The 19,605-nt window shown below is 73.8% G+C and carries 18 protein-coding genes; 7 read left to right on the forward strand and 11 right to left on the reverse strand.

The window, feature by feature from the left end; genetic code table 11:
• Positions 1-82 precede the first annotated feature (82 nt).
• Together F9C41_RS10885 and F9C41_RS40635 are read left to right on the forward strand one after the other, a co-directional pair.
• The gene (locus F9C41_RS10885; RefSeq protein WP_155386575.1) at positions 83-1,096 is read left to right on the forward strand and encodes an LLM class flavin-dependent oxidoreductase; all 1,014 of its coding nucleotides are present in this window, start codon (positions 83-85) and stop codon (positions 1,094-1,096) included.
• A 227-nt stretch (positions 1,097-1,323) separates the two neighbouring features.
• Entirely contained in the window at positions 1,324-3,000 is a 1,677-nt protein-coding gene (locus tag F9C41_RS40635) for an extracellular catalytic domain type 1 short-chain-length polyhydroxyalkanoate depolymerase (protein ID WP_196279715.1), read from the forward strand.
• A gap of 109 nt (positions 3,001-3,109) precedes the next feature.
• Here the strand turns inward: F9C41_RS40635 and F9C41_RS10900 are convergent, their stop codons facing one another.
• The 6 genes from F9C41_RS10900 to lpdA form a co-directional block, all read right to left on the reverse strand.
• The gene (locus tag F9C41_RS10900) at positions 3,110-4,000 is read right to left on the reverse strand and encodes a TIGR01777 family oxidoreductase (RefSeq protein ID WP_155386576.1); all 891 of its coding nucleotides are present in this window, start codon (positions 3,998-4,000) and stop codon (positions 3,110-3,112) included.
• A 30-nt stretch (positions 4,001-4,030) separates the two neighbouring features.
• Positions 4,031-4,744, reverse strand: a complete 714-nt coding sequence (locus F9C41_RS10905) for a hypothetical protein (RefSeq protein ID WP_155386577.1) — start codon at positions 4,742-4,744, stop codon at positions 4,031-4,033.
• 100 nt (positions 4,745-4,844) lie between these two features.
• Positions 4,845-6,359: a DUF6297 family protein gene (locus tag F9C41_RS10910; RefSeq protein WP_155386578.1), complete on the reverse strand. Its 1,515-nt coding sequence runs from the start codon at positions 6,357-6,359 to the stop codon at positions 4,845-4,847.
• On the reverse strand, positions 6,356-7,000 hold the full coding sequence (locus F9C41_RS10915) for an ABC transporter ATP-binding protein (RefSeq protein WP_155386579.1): 645 nt from the start codon (positions 6,998-7,000) through the stop codon (positions 6,356-6,358). The genes F9C41_RS10910 and F9C41_RS10915 overlap by 4 nt, the downstream gene beginning before the upstream one ends.
• A 95-nt stretch (positions 7,001-7,095) precedes the next feature.
• Positions 7,096-8,853, reverse strand: a complete 1,758-nt coding sequence (gene sucB, locus F9C41_RS10920) for a 2-oxoglutarate dehydrogenase, E2 component, dihydrolipoamide succinyltransferase (protein WP_155386580.1) — start codon at positions 8,851-8,853, stop codon at positions 7,096-7,098.
• 64 nt (positions 8,854-8,917) lie between these two features.
• On the reverse strand, positions 8,918-10,294 hold the full coding sequence (gene lpdA, locus F9C41_RS10925; protein WP_155386581.1) for a dihydrolipoyl dehydrogenase: 1,377 nt from the start codon (positions 10,292-10,294) through the stop codon (positions 8,918-8,920).
• Between the two features lie 184 nt (positions 10,295-10,478).
• Between lpdA and F9C41_RS10930 the strand changes: the two genes are divergently transcribed.
• Complete coding sequence (locus tag F9C41_RS10930; RefSeq protein ID WP_155386582.1) at positions 10,479-10,796, forward strand: hypothetical protein; 318 nt, start codon at positions 10,479-10,481, stop codon at positions 10,794-10,796.
• 159 nt (positions 10,797-10,955) lie between these two features.
• Here F9C41_RS10930 and F9C41_RS10935 read toward each other — a convergent pair whose 3' ends face one another.
• Positions 10,956-12,524 (reverse strand): leucyl aminopeptidase, encoded by a 1,569-nt coding sequence (locus tag F9C41_RS10935; RefSeq protein WP_155386583.1) that lies wholly within the window; start codon positions 12,522-12,524, stop codon positions 10,956-10,958.
• Between the two features lie 72 nt (positions 12,525-12,596).
• Between F9C41_RS10935 and gcvT the strand changes: the two genes are divergently transcribed.
• Genes gcvT through F9C41_RS10950 form a run of 3 tightly spaced genes read left to right on the forward strand, consistent with a single transcriptional unit; the run spans position 12,597 to position 14,867 of the window.
• Positions 12,597-13,718 carry a glycine cleavage system aminomethyltransferase GcvT gene (gcvT, locus tag F9C41_RS10940; protein WP_155386584.1) on the forward strand — a complete coding sequence of 374 codons (1,122 nt, stop codon included), beginning with the start codon at positions 12,597-12,599 and terminating at the stop codon, positions 13,716-13,718.
• A 50-nt stretch (positions 13,719-13,768) separates the two neighbouring features.
• On the forward strand, positions 13,769-14,506 hold the full coding sequence (locus F9C41_RS10945; RefSeq protein ID WP_155386585.1) for an ArsR/SmtB family transcription factor: 738 nt from the start codon (positions 13,769-13,771) through the stop codon (positions 14,504-14,506).
• Between the two features lie 10 nt (positions 14,507-14,516).
• Positions 14,517-14,867 (forward strand): MmcQ/YjbR family DNA-binding protein, encoded by a 351-nt coding sequence (locus tag F9C41_RS10950; protein WP_155386586.1) that lies wholly within the window; start codon positions 14,517-14,519, stop codon positions 14,865-14,867.
• Here F9C41_RS10950 and F9C41_RS10955 read toward each other — a convergent pair.
• The 3 genes from F9C41_RS10955 to F9C41_RS10965 are packed head-to-tail and all read right to left on the reverse strand — an operon-like array spanning position 14,864 to position 18,239.
• Positions 14,864-15,499, reverse strand: coding sequence for a hypothetical protein (locus tag F9C41_RS10955; protein WP_155386587.1), 636 nt, complete (start codon positions 15,497-15,499; stop codon positions 14,864-14,866). The two genes, F9C41_RS10950 and F9C41_RS10955, sit on opposite strands and share 4 nt — an antisense overlap.
• Positions 15,500-15,523: 24 nt before the next feature.
• Positions 15,524-16,324, reverse strand: coding sequence for an adenosylcobinamide-GDP ribazoletransferase (gene cobS, locus F9C41_RS10960; RefSeq protein ID WP_155386588.1), 801 nt, complete (start codon positions 16,322-16,324; stop codon positions 15,524-15,526).
• Positions 16,302-18,239 (reverse strand): bifunctional adenosylcobinamide kinase/adenosylcobinamide-phosphate guanylyltransferase, encoded by a 1,938-nt coding sequence (locus F9C41_RS10965; protein WP_155386589.1) that lies wholly within the window; start codon positions 18,237-18,239, stop codon positions 16,302-16,304. The genes cobS and F9C41_RS10965 overlap by 23 nt, the downstream gene beginning before the upstream one ends.
• Before the next feature lie 90 nt (positions 18,240-18,329).
• Here F9C41_RS10965 and F9C41_RS10970 point away from each other — a divergent pair, with 90 nt between their 5' ends.
• Positions 18,330-18,524: a hypothetical protein gene (locus tag F9C41_RS10970; RefSeq protein WP_120316212.1), complete on the forward strand. Its 195-nt coding sequence runs from the start codon at positions 18,330-18,332 to the stop codon at positions 18,522-18,524.
• Positions 18,525-18,573: 49 nt separating this feature from the next.
• Here the strand turns inward: F9C41_RS10970 and F9C41_RS10975 are convergent, their stop codons facing one another.
• Entirely contained in the window at positions 18,574-19,572 is a 999-nt protein-coding gene (locus tag F9C41_RS10975; RefSeq protein ID WP_155386590.1) for an aldo/keto reductase family protein, read from the reverse strand.
• Positions 19,573-19,605: the final 33 nt, after the last annotated feature.

The following is a 19,605-nucleotide window of genomic DNA, read 5'->3' on the forward strand; positions in this document are numbered from 1 at the left end:
ACGCTCCGCGTGGCAGAAGGCGCCCTTCTCGACGCACGAGCACCGCCGAGCAGGGCGGATCCGGACCGCACACGGGAGCACCATGGACATCTTCCTGACCAGCGCCTTCGGCCCGGCCGTGGCGGTGGCCCACGCGCGCGAGGCGGAGCGGGCCGGCATCCGCGGGGTATGGCTGGCCGAACACCACTTCGTCGAGTACGGGCAGTGCCCGTCGGCGACCGTGCTCGCCGGGCACATCCTGGCCGGCACCCGGCGCATCACCGTCGGCACCGCGGCGTGCGTGCTCGGCTCGCGGCACCCGATCGCGCTCGGCGAGGAGGCGGCACTGCTGCACGCGCTGGCCGGCGACCGGTTCCAGCTCGGGGTGGCCCGCGGCGGCCCGTGGCAGGAGATCGAGGTGCTCGGGCGCGGGCTGGACCACTACCGCCGGGGCTTCGCCGAGTCGCTGGCGGTGCTGCTGCGCTGGCTGTCCGGCGCGCCCGAGGCACAGGCCCGCGGGGAGTTCCACCGTTTCGGGCCGCTGACCGTGGTGCCGAGACCCGCGACGCCGGTGTCGGTGCGGGTCGCGGTGACCTCGGGCGAGACCGCGGAACTGGCCGGGCGGCACGGCCTGCCCCTGCTGCTCGGCGTGCACGCCGACGACGCCGAGGTGGCGGCGCTGGTGGACCGCTGGGCGCAGGCCGCCCACGCCCACGGGCACGACCCGGCCACCGCCGACCACGCGCGCGTCCGGCTGGCCTACCCCTGCGCGAGCCGGGCCGACGGCGAGCGCGAGCTGCGCGAGAACCTGCCGCGCTGGCTCGCCGGCATCCGCGCCGCGGTCCCGGTCGGCGGCGCGCCCCCGGCCCGTGACCTCGACGCCCACGTCGATCACCTGCTGCGCGTCCAGCCGGTCGGCCCGCCCGGCGAGGTCGCCGCCGCGCTGGCGCACAGCGCCGACACCACGGGGGTACGCCGCCAGCTGTGCATGGTCGAGGCGGCCGGCTCGCCCGAGGCGACCTCGGATCTCATCGCGGCACTGGCGGCGCTGCCGACGGCCTGGCCGGTCGGGCAGGCACCGGACAGGGCCCGGGATGCGGCCCTCGCGAGCTCCTGAGCCCCGTCCGGCCGGGCTGGTCGATCGACAGACCGCGGTGGCCAGCGGGCCGGCCGTCACCCCGGCGAGGCGCGGGTGTCGAGCGGCCGGTCAGCCGGCCCGGACCGCGATGACGCCATAGCGGGGCGCGGCAATGTGTGTTTCGTGGACATGTCGAGGGTGTTGCGGCAGACCGTAGCGTGCGGCTCCACAGGGGAGTGACACGGATCACTATCGAGGAGCCCGCCATGCCCAGACTCACCGCCCCGCGGTTGCTCCGCGCGGCGTTCGCCGTCCTGACCGGACTCGCCGGGGTGGCCGTCGCCGCGGCCCCCGCCCAGGCCGCGACGCTGACGCAGGTCAGCTCGTTCGGCAGCAACCCCGGCAACCTGGCCATGTACAGCTACCGCCCGGACAGCCTGCCCGCCGGGCGGCCCGTCGTGGTGCTGCTGCACGGCTGCACCCAGAACGCCACCGGGTACTTCACCAACTCCGGCTGGCGCAAGTACGCCGACCTGTGGGGCTTCAGCCTCATCGTGGCCGAGCAGAAGTCGGCCAACAACTCGCTGAGCTGCTTCAACTGGTTCCAGGCCGGCGACATCGCGCGGGGAGCCGGCGAGGCGCTGTCGGTCAAGCAGATGGTCGACCACGCGGTCGCCAACCTGGGCGCGGACGCGGGCCGCGTCTACGTCTCCGGCCTGTCCGCGGGCGGCGCGATGAGCGCGGTGATGCTGGCGACCTACCCGGACGTGTTCAAGGCCGGCTCGGTCGTCGCGGGTATCCCGTACAACTGCGGCACCGTCTGCCAGTCCGCCGCCCAGAGCAAGACCCCGCAGCAGTGGGGCAACCTGGTCCGCAGCGCCTACAGCGGCTACGCCGGCCCGTGGCCCAGGGTGGCGATCTGGCAGGGGCAGTCGGACTCGACGGTGGTGCCCGCCAACGGCACCGAACTGATGACCCAGTGGACCAACGTGCACGGCGCCACGCAGACCCCCACCGGCACGACGAGCCTGCCCGCGGGCACCACGCTGGAGACCTACGGCAGCGACGTGGTGCGGCTCTACAAGGTCGCGGGCATGGGCCACGGGACCCCGGTCGACCCGGGCAGCGGCCCGGACCAGTGCGGCACCGCGACCTCCTACTTCCTCGACACCATCTGCTCGGCGTACCGCGACGCGGTGTACTTCGGCCTCGACAACACCGCGACCACGCCACCGGGTGCGCCCACCGGGCTGGCCGTCACCGGCACCACGAACGTCAGCGTCGGCCTGTCCTGGGCGGCGGTCTCCGGTGCGACCGGCTATAACGTCTACCGCGGCGGCACGAAGGTGACCGCGTCCCCGGTGACCGGGACGTCCTACACCGACACCGGTCTGACCGCGTCGACGACGTACAGCTACACGGTCCGCGCCGTCAACGCGGCCGGGGAGGGCCCCGCGTCCGGTGCGGTCTCGGCGACGACCTCGGCCACCCCGCCGCCCGGCCCCGCCGCCCCCACCGGGCTGGCCGTCACCTCGGTCAGCGACACCAGCGTGTCGCTGTCCTGGACGGCGGTCTCCGGCGCGACCGGCTACCACGTGTACCGCGGCGGCGCGAAGGTCACCGCGTCCCCGGTCACCGCGACCGCGTACACCAACACCGGCCTGGCCGCGTCCACGACCTACAGCTACACGGTCAGCGCGGTGAACTCCGCCGGCGTCGAAGGCGGCCAGTCGGCGGCCGTCCCCGCGACCACGGCCGCCACCGCGGCCTGCTTCACCGCCAGCAACTACGCCCAGGTCGCGGCGGGTCGGGCATACCACTCGCTCGGCTACACCTACGCCAACGGCTCGAACCAGAACATGGGCCTCTACAACACCTTCTACACCCACACCCTCAAGCAGACCGCCCCCAACTACTACGTCATAGCCGACGGCCAGTGCTGACGTCCTGAGCGTCCCCCGCCCGTCTCCAATAGACGTTGGCCTATCCAGGTGAGTTTTTCGCGATCGTTCTCATCCGGATAGGCCAACGTTTATGTAAAGCGCTGCCTGGCTACGCCGGGATGGGGTCGGTGAGGGCGGCGTGCAGGGCCTGGGTGACGGTGCGGTGGCGGAACGGGAAGCCGGCCGCGGTCAGGGCGCCGGGCATGGCGCGCAGGCTGCGGTATGCCTCGTTGCCGAACTCGCCGTAGAGGATCTTGAGGGCGGCCTTGGGGATCGGCATCACCGTGGGCCGGTGCAGCTCGGCGCCGAACGCCTTGGTGAACTGGGCGTTGGTCACCGGTGCGGGGCCGACCATGTTCACCGGGCCCTCGACCTGGTCGTTGTCCAGGATGAACTGCGTCGCGGCCAGCCAGTCGAACAGCGAGATCCACGGCACCCACTGCCGTCCGTTGCCCAGCCGGCCGCCGATGCCCATCTTGAACGGCACCAGCTGCGCCTTGAGGAAGCCGCCGTCGCGGTGCAGCGGGTAGCCGGTGCGCAGCAGCGACACCCGGGCCCCTGCGGCCGCGGCGGGCGAGGTCGCGTGCTCCCAGTGCCGGGAGATCCCGGCCAGGAAGTCGTCCCCGGACGGGGACAGCTCGGTCACCTCGCGGTCGCCGGTGTCGCCGTAGTAGCCCACCCCGGAGGCGTTGACCAGGATCGGAACGCGCTGTGCGGCGACCGCGCGAGCCAGCGTCGCGGTCGGCACCACCCGGCTGGACAGGATCAGCGCCTGGTATTCGTCGGTCCAGCGGCGGTCGCTCACGCCGACCCCGCACAGGTTCACCACCGCGTCGGTGCCCTCGGGCAGCCGGATCGGCTCGGCCGGGTCCCACTGCCGCTCCGAGGCGTCCGCCGCGGGACGGCGTACCAGCTGGACGACCTCGTGACCCGATGAGCGCAGGGTCGACACCAGGGGTTGGCCCAGGAAGCCCGAGGCTCCGGCCACGACGATCCGCATACGACAATCATGCCCGATCGCGGCGCGGGCTCAGCGTGCCGACACCGCCTGACGCAGTTCCTCGAAGCGGCTCGCCAGCTCCGCGTCCATGCGGGCGTTCTGTTCGGCGGTCAGCTCGACGAGCGCGGCCTGCGGTGGTCGGCCCGGTGCGCCTCGAGCATCCGTGCCCGCAGGCCGCTCGGCGGGTGCGAGGCGAACAGCGAGGCCTCCTCGCGCACCGACAGCTGGCGCAGCCGTCCGCGCCGCGGTGCGGCCTGCTCCCGTAGGTGCTCGGCGCTCGACAGCCACACCGCCGGGCCCGCGCCCATCCGGGCCGACCGGCCCAGCGGTTCCAGCACCCCGGAAGCGCGGGCGCAGGCCGTACGACAGCGCCAGGCACAGCACGCCGATCATCAGCCAGCCGTTGACCTCGGTCAGCACCAGCCGGACACCGGTGAACAGCAGCAGCGCCCAGCCCGCCAGCAGGGCGGCCGACACCGCCTGCAACGCCAGCCAGGTCGCGCGGCGCGGGCGGTGCACCCCGTCCCGCGCCCAGACGGCGAAGTCGCGCATCGACCGGCGCAGCGCCCAGTCGAAGGTGAGCCGGTCGATCCAGCGCCAGCCCGGGCCACGACGGCGAGGGTCGAACACGTCGAGGTTCCACTCGCACGACTCGCACCACGGCATCGCGTCGTGTTCGGACACCAGCGGCTGCCCGCACGCCCCGCAGGCCGTTCCCGGCGTCAGGTCAGATCGTCTCGGCACCGGCGCATTCTGCCCCGAGCGGGCCGCTCTCGCTGCCCCGTGCGCGCGACCGGACCAGCAGACCTTGACGGTCTGTGGTTCGCCCCGGCAGCCGGAACTGTCAGGTGCGGCGGCGACGGTACAGGTGGGCGGTGAGGAGGAGGGCGGAGAGTGCCGCTTGGATCGATGCCGCCAGGGCGGGGGCGGGGTCGGGGGTGGTCAGCGCCAGGAGCAGGGGGAGCAGGCCCGGCACGGCCACGTCCAGTCCGGACAGGCTCCAGGTCAGCCAGCCGAGCGGGATGCGGGAGCCGACCATCGGCATCACCACGGGCGTGGAGGCGTGGTCGATGTGGCCGCGGCGCGCCATCCGCAACGCGGCGAGGGCCGGCACCCCGGCCGCGGCCGGGCCGAGCCAGCACCAACCCCCGCCCGGCAGTGCCCCGGCCAGCTCCAGCAGGCCCAGCGCGGCGGCGAGCCACGCCCCGGCCAGCACGGCGGGCAGCACCAGCCGTGCCGCCTCCGCAGGCAGGCCGGCGACGCCGAACAGGCGGCGCAGGGCGGGACTGCCGGTCTCCCGGCGTACGCCGCCCGTGCCCGCGCTCGCCGCGGCCAGGCCGAGGACGAACACCGCAGCGGCGGACAGCAGCGGGCGGTCCGGCCACACCGTCGCCAGCAGGACGGGCACCAGCGTGCTCAGCGCAAGGGCGGCCAGGCGGCCCGGCCGGCGGCGCAGCCCGCGCCAGTCCAGCCAGGCGAGCACGAGCGGGCCGGGCCAGGCAGGCCACGGCCGCGACGGGGGCCGGCGCTCGCGCCAGTACGCGTTCTCCGCCACCCGGGACAGGAACGACGGCTCCAGCGCGACGACCGCGTCGCCCGCGGCGCTCAGCCGGGTCGCGGCCTCCAGCACCGGACCGGCGGGGAACGTCGCGAGGCTGCGCCATACCGCGGCAGCCGTCACCAGCGCGCAGAGCACACCGGCACCGGCCGCGGCGAGCGCCGCCGACAAGGGGACTGCAGCCGGCGGACGCACCGCGCTGCCGGCCGCGGCCACCGTCGCGCCGGTGAGCAGGGCGAGCGCCACAGTACCGCCCGCGATCCGGCGCAACCACGGCGCGGACCGCGCGGACCGCTGCACCAGTGCCGCAAAGCCCACGCCGGTCAGCGCGTACGAGCCGCCGCACACGACGGCCGCGGCCAGCCGCAGCGCACCGTGATCCGGGAAGCCGAGCAGCGACAGCGTCATGCCGCCGAGCACCACGCCGACGACCACCGCCGCCCCGGCGGCACGCAGCGTGGCGGGCGCGAGCACCGCGCGCCGGTCCAGCGGCGACATCAGCAGCCAGCGCGCGTCCCCGGGAGTGAGCAGCACCGGTCCCGCCACCGCGGCGACCTGCACCAGCGCGGCCAGGGCCGCCACCGCGAGCGCGACGCCGACCAGGGCGGTCGCCGGCGCGGTGGGCGGGAGCGGTGTCGACAGGTCGCTCAGCAGGCCCTGGAACGGGCCGAACAGCAGTGCGCCGCCGACGCCGACGCCGGCGAAGGGCAGGTACCGATCGGACCAGTGCAGCTCGGCGGGCCGCCGGCCGGGGGAGCGGATCGCGGCCCGGGCGGCGCGGGCCGTGGCGCCGTCGGTCACGCGGCCACCGGGCCGGGCTGGGTGAGCCGGCCGTCGCGCATGCGCAGGCTGGTCGCGTCCATCGCGTCGACCAGCGCGGCGTCGTGGGTGGCCAGCACGACCGTGCCACCGGCGTCGGCGTACGCCCGGATCATCCTTGCCAGGCGGTCGCGGAACCCGGCGTCGAGCTTCTGCTCGGGCTCGTCGAGCAGGAGCAGGCGGCTGGGCCGGGCCATCGTCGCGGCGAGGGCAAGCCGCTGCCGTTGCCCGGACGAGAGTGTCAGCGGGCTCGCGTCGGCGCGCGAGGTCAGCTCGAAGTCGTCGAGCGTGCGGTCGACCGGAGCGGCCCCGCCGTGGGTCAGCGCGACCAGTTCGAGGTGCTCGCGCACGGTCAGGCCGGGATACCAGGCGGGCTCCTCGGCCAGCAGGCCGACCTCCCGCCAGAACGCGGGATCGGCGGCCGGGGCCGCACCCAGCACCTCCACCTCACCACCGCCGGGCCGGAGCAGGCCGCTCAGGCAGCGCAGCAGGGTGGACTTGCCGCAGCCGTTCACCCCCTGCACGGCCACGATCTGGCCGGGGTCGGCGGTGAGGTTCACGCGGTCCAGCACGGTGCCGCCACCGAGCTCCACCGACAGGTCACGGGTGACGACGACGGGCACCCCGCCACAGTAGCGATCCCGTCCAGCACGGGCTCGTCGCAAACGAGAGGGGCGGCCGGCTCACGCCGACCGCCCCTCTGCTAGTCAAACCCGGGTCACAGACCCAGTTCGCCCTCGAAGGCACCCGTCTCCAGGCGCTCCTTGACCGTGCCCAGGAAGCGCGCGGCGTCGGAGCCGTCGACCAGGCGGTGGTCGTAGGACAGGGCCAGGTAGACCATGTACCGCGGCACGATCAGCTCGCCCAGCGCCGGGTCGTCGACGACCACGGCCCGCTTGACGACCGCGCCGGTGCCGAGGATGGCGACCTGCGGCTGGTTGATGATCGGCGTGTCGAACAGGGCGCCCCGGCTGCCGGTGTTGGTCAGCGTGAAGGTGCCGCCCGACAGCTCGTCCGGCAGGATCTTGTTGGAGCGGGTGCGCTCGGCCACGTCGGCGATCCGGCGGGCCAGGCCCGCCAGGTTGAGGTCGCCGGCGTTGCGGATCACCGGGACGATGAGCCCCTTGTCGGTGTCCACGGCCATGCCCAGGTGCTCCGCGTCGTGGTAGGTGACCGTGCCGGCCTCCAGGTCCATCGACGCGTTCACGTTCGGGTGCACCCGCAGCGCCTCGACCGCCGCCAGCGCGAAGAACGGCAGGAAGGACAGCTTCACGCCGTTCTTGGCGAGGAAGTCGGCCTTGGCCTGCTGGCGCAGCTTCGCGATCTTGGTGACGTCGACCTCGACCACGGTGGTGAGCTGCGCCGAGACCTGCAGCGACTCCACCATGCGCTTGGCGATGGTGGTACGCAGCCGGGACAGCTTTTCGGTGCGGCCGCGCAGCGGGCTCGGCGCGGCCTTGGCGGCCGGAGCCGGGGCGGCCGTGGCGGGTGCGGCGGCCGCGGGGGCGGCGGCCGGAGCCTTGGCCTTCTCGGCCGCGTCCAGCACGTCCTGCTTGCGGATGCGACCGCCGACGCCGGTGCCGCTGACCTTGCCCAGGTCGACGCCGTGCTCGGCGGCGAGCTTGCGCACCAGCGGGGTGACGTAGCCGTCCGCGCCGTTGACCGACTCGGCGGCCGGAGCCGCCGGAGCGGCGGCCGCGACGGGAGCCGGAGCGGCCGGGGCCACCGGGGCCGGAGCAGGTGCGGCGGCCACCGGTGCCGGGGCCGGAGCCGCGGGTACGGCCGGTGCCGGAGCGGGAGCCGCGGGGGCTGCCGGCGCGGGAGCCGGAGCAGCCGGGGCGGCGGCAGCCGGAGCGCCGCCGGCCGCGCCGATCAGCGCGAGCTGCGCGCCGACGGCGGCGGTCTCGTCCTCGGGGACGGTGATCTCCAGCAGGACGCCGGCGACCGGGGACGGGATCTCCGTGTCGACCTTGTCCGTGGAGACCTCCAGCAGCGGCTCGTCGACCTCGATCGACTCACCGACCGCCTTCAGCCAGCGGGTGACGGTGCCCTCGGTGACGCTCTCGCCGAGCGCGGGCATCTTCACCGGGGTGGCGTCCCCGGCGGGAGCCGCGGCCTGGGCGGGTGCGGCGGCCGGAGCCGGCGCCGGTGCCGCCTCCTGAACCGGTGCGGCCGGTGCGGGGGCCTCGGCGGCGGGCGCCGCGGCAGGGGCCGGCGCGGCTGCGGCCGGGCTCTCGCCCTCGCCCGCGATGACGGCGAGCTCCGCGCCTACCTCAGCGGTCTCGTCCTCACCGACGATGATCTTGCTGAGAATGCCGGCCGCCGGGGACGGGATCTCCGTGTCGACCTTGTCGGTGGAGACCTCGAGCAGCGGCTCGTCGACCTCTACCCGGTCACCCTCCTGCTTGAGCCACCGGGTGACGGTGCCCTCGGTGACACTCTCGCCGAGCCGCGGCATGGTTACCGATACCGGCATTGCTTCAGACTCCTCAGTTAAGTGCAGATCCGCAGTGATAAAAGGACGAGGTGAGCTTATTCGCTCAGTTGTGCGCGTGCAGGGGCTTGCCGGCCAGCGCCAGGTGCGCCTCGCCGAGCGCCTCGTTCTGCGTCGGGTGGGCGTGGATGAGCGCCGCGACCTCGGCCGGGAACGCCTCCCAGTTGACGATGAGCGAGGCCTCGCCGACCTGCTCGCCGATCCGGGCGCCGATCATGTGGATGCCCACGACCGGGCCGTCCTTCTGGCGGACCAGCTTCACGAAGCCCTGGGTGCCCAGGATCTTGCTCTTGCCGTTGCCGCCGAGGTTGTAGTTGTACGTCTCGATGTTGTCCGCGCCGAACTTCTCCTTGGCCTGGGCCTCGGTGACGCCGACCGACGCGATCTCGGGGTCGGTGTAGGTGACCCGCGGGATGCCGGACTCGACGATCGGGGCCGGGTTCTGCCCGGCGATCGTCTCCGCGACGAAGATGCCCTGCGCGAAGCCGCGGTGCGCCAGCTGCAGGCCGGGCACGATGTCGCCGACGGCGTACACGTTGGGCAGGTTGGTGCGCAGGCGCTCGTCGGTGATCACGAAACCGCGCTCCATGGTCACGCCCTGGGCCTCGAAGCCGCAGTTGGCGGTGGCCGGGCCGCGGCCCACGGCGACCAGCAGCAGCTCGGCCTCCAGGGTCTCGCCGCCGGCGATGGTGACCTTGACGCCGCCCTCGGTCTTCTCGACCTTCTCGAACGGCTTGCCGACCTTGAAGCCGATGCCGCGCTTGCGGAAGGTGCGCTCCAGCTGCTTGGAGATGTCCGGGTCCTCGGCCGCGACCAGGCGGGGCAGCGCCTCGACGATGGTCACGTCGGCGCCCAGCGACTTCCACGCGCTGGCGAACTCGACGCCGATCACGCCGCCGCCCAGCACGATCGCGGAGGCGGGCACCCGGTCCAGGGTCAGCGCGTGCTCGCTGGCGATGACCCGCTCGCCGTCCAGCTCCAGGCCGGGCAGGCTCTTCGAGTACGACCCGGTGGCCAGCACGATGTTGCGGCCGGTGACCCGCTGCCCGTTCACCTCGACGGCGTTCGGGGCGACCAGTGCGCCCTTGCCCTCGATGTAGGTGATCTTGGCGGCCTTGATCAGACCCTGCAGGCCCTTGTACAGGCCGGCGACCACGCCGTCCTTGTACGAGTTCACGCCCGCCATGTCGATCTGGATCAGCTCGGCCTTGATGCCGATGTGCGCCGCCTCGCGGGTCTGGTCGGCGACCTCGCCGGCGTGCAGCAGCGCCTTGGTCGGGATGCAGCCCCGGTGCAGGCAGGTGCCGCCCAGCTTGTCCTTCTCGACCAGCGCGACGGACAGACCCAGCTGCGCCGCACGCAGCGCGGTGGCATAACCACCGCTGCCGCCGCCGAGGATGACTACGTCAAAGGTCTCGCTCACGATCGCTCCAAGGTCGCGTCATTGCCACTTCGCGTCACTGTGAGCCGGCGTGTGCTCAGCCCACACTCGGCCATCTTGTCACTGCCGGGGGTGAGTCGCGCACCGAGGTGCTGAAGGACACGTCTGGCTACTCTTGCCAGTACCATGCGCACCGGAGTGCCACACCTACAACAGAGGAGCAGGCGTGGGTTGGTTCCGCCGCCGGGGCGGGTCCCCGGCCGACCGTCCGGCCGACCCGGCCGCCGTCACGCATCTTGAGCAGTTCGTGCAGTCCCGTCGCGGCGTCGAGGCGTTCATCGAGCCGCGCACCACGGTGACCGGGACCACGGTCATCCTCATCGCCCACGACGGCGAGTGGACCCGCCGCCGCATGCCGAACCCCCAGGCCGTACGCCAGTTCGCCCAGCGCCTGTCCATGCCCGTCTACGACGTCCAGCTGGTCGGCTACCCCCAGCGCATGCGCGACTTCAACGCCCGCCAGAAACTCCGCCCCGCGGAGTAGCCCACCCCGTCAAACGCGAAGATCGCTGTTTCGTGTCGGAACCTGCGGCCGAAGCACAGGTTCCGACACGAAACAACGATCTTGGTCCCGCAAGCGGGAAATCTCAACCGTTCGCCGCGATGTTCCGCCAGCGGCTCGGCGGCCGTTCCGCTTCGCTTCTCAGCCGTTCGCCGCGATGTCGTCGAGGAGGGCCAGGAGGGTGCGGACGGGGACGCCGGTGCCGCCCTTGCTCCAGTGGCCGGTGGCCTCGCCGGAGTGGAACGACGGGCCGGCGATGTCGATGTGCGCCCACTCGACGCCCTCGGTGACGAACTCGCGCAGGAACACGCCGCCCTGCAGCATGTGGCCGGCGCGCTCCATGCCCGCGCTGACCTGCAGGATGTCGGCGACGTCCGACTCCATCGACTTGCGGATCTCGTCCGGCAGCGGCATCGGCCAGGTCGGCTCGCCGACCAGGTCGCCCGCGGCCTTGGTGCGCTGGGCCAGCTTCTCCGAGCCCATCACACCGGCGATCTTCTTGCCGAGCGCGATGACCTGGCCGCCGGTGAGCGTCGAGGTCTCGATCAGGTAGTCCGGCTGGGACTCGCAGGCCAACGCGATGGCGTCGGCCAGGATCATGCGGCCCTCGGCGTCGGTGTTGAGCACCTCGACCTTCTTGCCGCTGCGCATGGTGATCACGTCACCGGGCCGGTACGCCTCGCCGGAGAGCATGTTCTCCGCGATCGGGATGTACGCGGTCACCGCCACGGCGGGCTTGAGCTCGGCGATCGCGGCCATGGTGCTGGCCACGGCGGCCGCGCCGGCCATGTCGGACTTCATCTCCCACATGCCCTGCGCGGGCTTGATGGAGACGCCGCCGGTGTCGAAGGTGATGCCCTTGCCGATCAGCGCCACGCTGGTGGTCGACGACGCCGGCTTGTACGTGATCTTCACCAGGCGCGGCTTGGCGGCCGAGCCCATGCCGACGGCGAGGATGCCGCCGAAGCCGCCCTCGATGAGCGCCTTCTCGTCGAGCACCTCGACGTCCAGGCCCGCCTTGCCGGCCAGCGCGGCGATCTCGTCGGCGAAGTTCGGCGGGCGCAGCAGGTTGGCCGGGGCGTTGACCCAGTCCCGGGTGCGGGCGACCGCGGTGGTCACCACGCCGGCGCGCTTGAGCTCGGCGTTGGCGGCGGCCTCCTTGGCGTCGGGCACCAGCACCGACACGGCGGTGACCGGGTCCTTGCGGCTGGCGGATGGCTTGGCCTTGTAGCCGGTGAACCGGTACGCCCCCAGCGCCGCGCCCTCCGCGACCGCGCGCAGGGTCAGCGCGCCGCTGTCGTCGGCGTCGTCGGACAGGGGCAGCGCCAGCACGACCTTCTTCGCGCCGGCCAGGGCGCGGACCGCGGCGGCGGTGGCGCGGCGCAGCGTGTCGGGGGCGGGCGCCGGGCCGGTGGGCTCGCCGCCGAGGCCGACGGCGACCAGCACGGGCGCGGTGATGGTGCCGAGCGTGGCGAGCTTGGTGACCTCGCCTGCGCCGCCGGTGGCCCCGAGCAGGGCCAGGGTGGCGGTCAGCTTGCCGTCGAACGCGGCGGCGATGCTCTCGGCCCCGGACGCCAGCAGCAGCTCCCCGGCCGTGCCCTCGGCGCCTTCCTGACTGTGTACGCCGATGACCACGGCGTCCACGGTGAGGTCGGCGGGGTCGGTGTCGGCGAGGCTCAGCGTGGGCAGAGCCGTGGTGGGCGTGGTCACAAAGTACTCCTGGTGGACGTGGGTTGCTGCGCCGATGCTAACGAACCGCAAACGCCAGGGTAAGTTGCGCTCATGACCGACGTGGGTTCAAAAGACTCAGCCGACCTGCTCACATCGCCTCTGCACGATCGTCACGTGGCGCTGGGAGCGAAGTTCGCCGCCTTCGGCGGCTGGGACATGCCGCTGGAGTACGCCGGGGGCGGGGTGCTCAAGGAGCACGCCGCGGTCCGCGAAGGGGTGGGCGTCTTCGACGTCAGCCACCTGGGCAAAGCACGGATCACGGGGCCGGGCGCGGCGGACTTCGTCAACGCGTGCCTGTCCAATGACCTGGGCCGCATCAAGCCTGGTAAAGCGCAGTACACGCTGTGCTGCGACGACGCGACCGGCGGCGTGGTCGACGACATCATCGCCTACCTCTATGGCGACGATCACGTCTTCCTGATCCCGAACGCGGCCAACACCACCGAGGTCGTGCGCAGGCTGTCCGCCGCCGCGCCCGCCGAGCTGACCGTCACCAACGAGCACGCGGACTTCGCGGTGCTGGCGGTGCAGGGTCCGCACTCGGCGGAGCTGCTGGCCGAGCTGGGCCTGCCCACCGAGCACGAGTACATGAGCTTCGCCACAGCGGACCTGAACGGGGTCACGCTGACCGTGTGCCGCACCGGTTACACCGGCGAGCACGGCTACGAACTGGTCGTCCCGTCGGGCGACGCGACGCGGGTGTGGGACGCGCTGTTCGGCGCGAGCGTGCCCGCCCGGGCCTGCGGCCTGGCCGCTCGCGACACGCTGCGCACCGAGATGGGCTACCCGCTGCACGGGCAGGACCTGTCCATGGACATCACCCCGGTGCAGGCCCGCGCCGGCTGGGCGGTGGGCTGGAGCAAGCCGGAGTTCTGGGGTCGCGACGTGCTGACCGCGGAGAAGGCCGCCGGCGCCCGGCGCACGCTGTGGGGTCTGGTCGCCAACGACCGGGGCATCCCGCGGGCGCACATGAGCGTGCTCTCCGGCGACCGGACCGTGGGGGAGATCACCAGCGGCACCTTCTCGCCCACCCGGAAGATCGGTATCGCGCTGGCCCTGCTCGACACCGCCGCCGGCCTGGCCGAGGGCGACACCGTCGAGGTCGACGTGCGCGGCCGCCGCAGCTCGATGACCGTCACCAAGCCGCCGTTCGTCCAGCCTTCGGTGAAGTAGCCGAGGACTGTTCGGTCCGGGCCGAACGGTGCCGGGAGCAGACTGAGGGCATGCCCGCTCCCGCTGCGCCTGACGCCGCCGCCGTACCGCTGGCCCGGCTCGCCGCGCTGTTCGCCGACGGCACCCGTGCCGCGTTCCTGCTCGCCCTGCTCGACGGGCGGGCGTGGACGCTGGGCGAGCTGGCCCGGCAGGCCGGGGTCGCCCCGTCCACCGCCAGCGAGCACGTCGACCTGCTCGTCGCGGGCGGCCTGCTGGCGCAGGAACGCCAGGGCCGGCACCGCTACCTGCGCCTGGCCGGCGCGCACACCGCGCAGCTGGTGGAGGACCTGGCCGGGTACGGCGGCCCGCCCGTCGCCCGGCCCGCCACCCTGCGCGCGTCGGCCGCCGCGGCGGCCCTGGCCAGAGGCCGCACCTGCTACGACCACCTGGCCGGGCGGCTCGGCGTCGCCCTCACCGACGCGATGATCGAGCGCGGCCTGCTGCAACGCGACACCGGCTTCGCCCTCACCCCCGACGGGGTGCGCTGGTTCGCCGAGTCCCTGGACGTGGGCGACGAGCTGAGCGGCGGTTCCCGCCGACCGGTGGCCAGGCCGTGTCTGGACTGGACGGAACGGCGGCACCACCTCGCCGGGGCCGGCGGCGCGGTGCTGTGCGACCGGCTCCTGGCTCGCCGCTGGGTCGAGCGGATCGGCACCGGCCGAGCCGTGCGCCCGACCCCCGACGGCGTACGGGCGCTGCGCGAGCTGCTCGGCGTCGACGTGTCCGGCGGCCCCGGCGCGGTGGCCTAGGGTGGTCGCCATGGCTGTCACGTACGAGCAGGTGAGGGACTGGGTGCTGGCGCTGCCTGGCGGGGCCGAGGTGATGGTCGAGGAGTGGGGCCACCCGACGCTGCGGGTCGGCGACAAGATGTTCGCCGGGGGCGCGCCCGGCAGCCCGACCATGTCGGTGAAGGCCACCAAGGAGGAGCAGGCGGCGCTGCTGGCCGCCGCGCCGGACGTCTACTCGCCCGCGGCCTACGTCGGGCGGTTCGGCTGGGTCCAGGTGGTGCTCGCCAACGCCGATCCGGACGAGCTGAAGGAGCTGGTCGTCGAGGCCTGGCGGCGCACCGCGCCGAAGAAGCTGGTCAAGCAGTACGACGCCGAGGCCTAAGCCGCGGCGGCGGAGGTCGCCTCGTCGCTCGCCGACAGGAGCGTGGACAGCGAGGTCATGTCCGCGCGCACGGGCTCCAGCGCGGCGACGGCCGCCCGCAGGGCGGGCTCTGCCCGGCAGGCCTGCCGGGCCTCGGCCGAGTGCTGCAGCAGCGCGGTGGCGCAGCGCATCCAGGACTGCCACCCGAACCAGCTCTCCGCGAGCCGCACCGCCTGGTCGGGCGGGATGGCCGCGTCGAGGCGGTCCAGCACGGCGTCGAACTCGGCGGGGCCCGGCTCGGGCACGGGCTCGCCGGGGAACTCGCGCGCCCACACCGCGGCGAACTCCGCCGCCAGGCCCGCGACCTCGGCGAGCCGGTCCCGCAGCACCGGGATCAGCGGCTCCGGTGACGCGCCGAGCTCGATCAGCGCGCCGCAGAGCATCGCGAACTCGCCCCCGAACCCCGGCCCGAGCTCGCCGAGCAGCTCGGCGCAGCCGGTGAGGGCGGTGGTGAGCTCGTCCGCCGGGGCCGTCTGGGCGGCCTCCCACAGTTGCGCCGTCGCCGACTCGAACGCCTCGATGTCGCGCTCGCGCCGGGCGCGCACCAGCGCGTCGCAGGCGCGGGCGAGCGGGGTGGCGGCTTCGAAGATCATTCGCGAATGCTAGCGGGCCGCGGGTCAGAAGAGAATCAGTCCGATGGCGATCACCGTGGTCCCCGTTTCGGACAGGAAACCGAGCACGTCGCCGGTGACGCCGCCGAACCGGCGTACCAGATGGACGCGCAGGCCGACCACGACGAGCAGTGAGCCGAGCACGGCGGCCGGGCCCTGCCAGGGGCGGTCCGGCACGGCCGGCACGGCCAGGGCCGCCACCCCGATCGCGGCGACGGCCACCGCGACCGGATGGACCGTGCCCGCGACCAGGGCGCCCATCCCGCCGGGCCGCGCCGCGGGCACGCCCCGGCGGCAGGCCTCGGCGATGGCCAGCCGTCCACCCGCGACGGCGGCGGCGACCGCCGCGACCAGCGCGGGCAGCGGCCGCGCCGACAGCTGCGCCAGCGCGCCGACCTGCAGCAGCAGCACCAGGATCAGGGCCACCACGCCGAACGGGCCGACCTCCGGCGACTTCATGATCTCCAGGGCGCGCTCGCGTGAGCGGTACGACCCCAGCGCGTCCACGGTGTCCGCCAGCCCGTCCAGGTGCAGCCCCCGGCTGAGCAGCGCGGCCAGGCCCACCGTCAGCGTCGCGGCGACCAGCCCGGGCAGTCCCGCCGCGAGCGCCGCCAGCACGCCGCCGAGCAGCGCCCCGAGCAGCGCGCCGACCGCCGGGGCGAGCGTCATGGCCCGGCCGGCGACGGCACGGTCCAGACTTCGCGGCCCGGCGACCGGCGCGACCGTCAACGTGGTCAGCGCCAGCCGCAGGCCGTCGAGGCGGCCGGTCCGCGGCTGCGGACCGTCAGTCCACGACGGAGGCGTCATCGGCGCGGGACACGGCCGGGTCGGTGTCCGGCTCGTCCTCGGGCTCCTGCAGGTGTGCGGGCGGTTCGTCGAGCAGCGGCGGCAGTGCGGGCAGCGACGCGGCCAGGGTCAGCGCCGAGCGCAGCAGTGGCAGCGCCAGCAGCGCGCCCGCGCCCTCGCCGAGACCGGTGTTCAGGTCGGTCAGCGCGGTCAGGCCGAGCACGTCGGCGGCGAGCACGGTGGTCGGGTGCCGGCCGGTGTCGGCCAGCGCGCACCACAGCCGGGACTGGCTGCCCAGGTCCCGGGCGATCAGCCCGGCGGCGACGCCGACCGGCCCGTCCAGCAGCACCGGCGTACGCCGTGCCGTGGCGCCCAGGATGACGCCGGCCGCGACCGCCAGGTCCGGCCCGCCCAGCTCGGTGAGCATCTCCTTGGCCGGCAGCACCCGCCCGCGGACCCGGTGCAGCGCGTCGCGCACCGCGGCACAGCGCAGCATCCACGCGGCGTCGTCCACCGTGCCGTCGGCGCTGACCACCCGGTTCAGCAGACCGGGCACCTCCGCGCCGGTCACCGCGGAGACCACCGCGGCCGCGGTCGCCTCCGCGCCGGCCCCGCACGAGCCCAGCAGCAGCAGGTCGACCCCGCTGTCGGCGGCCTCGTCGGCCAGCTGCCAGCCGTAGCGCAGCAGGCCGTCGACAGTGTCCAGCTCGGTCGCCGGGGCGTGCTCGATCGCCTCGGCCGTGGCCGTGTCGACGATCTGGAGGCTGACCCCGTGCTCGGCGGCCAGCAACCCGATCGGGCCCTCGCCCCGGCGGGCCTGCGCCGCGAGCAGGGCCGACGCGTGCGGGGTCTGGCCGGCGGCCACGTCGCCTTCGTGATCGCCGTGCAGCAGCAGCATCCGCGGCCGCTGCCACGGCAGCGGCACGGCGCGGCCCTGCGCGCCCGCCGCGAACAGCACGATCTCGGCCAGCCGGCCCAGGCCGGAGCCGGGGATGTCGAGCAGGTTCAGGTGGTCGCGGGCGGCGTCGCGGGCGTCGCTGTCCGGGATGGGCAGGTCCATGTTCTGCTGGATGACCAGGCCGGTGGCCACGATCGGCAGGGCCTGGGTGCTTTCGGTGAGCGCGGCCGTGAGCTTCGGCGCGGCGGCGGCCGGGCTGAGCACCTCGGGGCTGGGGATGGTCGCGGCGGGCAGCGTCACGGCGATCGGTGCACCGGCCGTCGTCGCGGCGGCCGCACCCGCGGCAGCCGTCACCGCGCCACCGGCGATCGCGCTTGGCGCAGCCCCTTCGGCCGGTTCCGACCCCGCAGCCGTCCCGGCCGGACCGGACAGGCCCGTGCCCGCAGCAGGCGCGGCCGGGCCGCCGAAGCCCGGTCCCGTCGCCGTGCCGTCGGCGGTGGTCAGCCAGACCGGGTGCCCGGCGACGACGAGGGCCACCGCATCACAGGCCGCGGCGACGGCCTGGTTGGTGAGTCCCATCAGGTCGGCGAAGCGCACGCCCGCCTCGGACGGCGGCACCACCGACAGGCCGACCTCGGGGCTGACCAGCACCACCCGGGCCGGGCAACCGGCGACGGCGGCGGCCAGCCGGCTGACGTGCACCTGGGCGTCCGAACGGTCCAGCAGGTTCACCACCCAGCCGCCGAGGTCGTCGACGATCAGCATGTCGTCGGCGGCCGCCTGGCCGAGCGCGGTGACCAGGGCGGCCGGGTCGCCGTACGTCTCGACGGTGATCCAGGACCGCGGCCGGCGCTCGCGGTGCGCGGCCACCCGGTCGGCGAACGCCGGGTCACCGCCGTCCGCCAGGGCGGTGGCGAGATAGCGCACCGACCGTGCGCCCGACAGCAGCGATTCGGCGTACTCGCTCTTGCCTGAGCGAATGCCACCGAGCACCAGCACCCGTGCCCCGAAGTGTGGGGGCCAACCGTCATGCGACATGCCCGTACCTTATGACCTTCGGCGCGGGAGCGGGTCAGCGGATGCGCCGCCTGCGCGGCCGGACCGGCGACGCCGGATAAGCTGATCGTCATGACGTGGAGCTGGCGGTACGAGGATGCGGCGGGCAAGCCCGTCGAAGGCCCGAACGAGACGTTCAGCAACCAGGCCGACGCCGAGTCGTGGCTCGGCCAGACCTGGCGTGACCTGGTCGCCGCCGGCGCGGTGGAAGTGATCCTCGTCGAGGGCGACCGCGACGAGTACCGGATGAGCCTGCAGGGGGCCTGATCCCCCGACCGTCAGGGGCCGCCCGCGCGGGCGGCCCCTGACGTCGTCTTCAGGGACGCTCGGCGGGGGACACGGTCTTGCCCGGGTCCCGCTCCGTGATCGGCTCGACGATCTCGTCGATCGCCTTCATCAGGTCGGCGTCGAGCTTCACGCCCGAGGCCTTGACGTTGTCGTACACCTGCTCGGGGCGCGTCGCGCCGACGATCGCCGACGACACGTTCGGGTTCTGCAGCACCCACGCGACGGCCAGCTGGGCCATGGTCAGGCCCGCCTGCTCGGCCAGCGGCTTGAGCAGCTGCACCCGGGTCAGCACGTCCTCGTCGAGCCAGCGCGCGATGAAGCCGGCACCCGACTTCTCGTCGGTGGCCCGCGAACCGGCCGGCGGCGGCTGGCCGGGCAGGTACTTGCCGCTCAGCACACCCTGCGCCATCGGCGACCACACGATCTGGCCGAGACCCAGCTCCTCGCAGGTCGGCACGACCTCGGCCTCGATGACCCGCCACAGCATCGAGTACTGCGGCTGGCTCGACACCAGCGAGATCTTCAGCTCGGTCGCCAGCGCGTGGGCGGCGCGGATCTCCGACGCCTTCCACTCCGAGACGCCGATGTAGTGCGCCTTGCCGGAGTGCACGATGTCGGCGAAGGCCACCATCGTCTCTTCCAGCGGGGTCGCATAGTCGTAGCGGTGCGCCTGGTACAGGTCGACGTAGTCGGTCTGCAGGCGCTGCAGCGAACCGTTGATCGACTCCATGATGTGCTTGCGGGACAGGCCCCGGTCGTTGCGTCCCGCACCGGTCGGCCAGAAGACCTTGGTGAAGATCTCCAGGCCTTCGCGGCGCTCGCCCTTCAGCGCCCGGCCGAGTACCGCCTCGGCGCGGGTGCCGGCGTACACGTCGGCGGTGTCGAAGGTGGTGATCCCGCTGTCGAGGGCGGCGCGCACACACGCGTCGGCGGCGTCCTCCTCGACCTGCGAGCCGTGGGTGATCCAGTTTCCGTACGAGATCTCGCTGACGAGCATCCCGGAACGGCCCAAATGCCGAAACTCCATACGGAGACCCTATGCCGACCGGGTCCGGCCCGT

It is taken from the genome of Catellatospora paridis, assembly GCF_009720365.1.
GTDB lineage: Bacteria > Actinomycetota > Actinomycetes > Mycobacteriales > Micromonosporaceae > Catellatospora > Catellatospora paridis.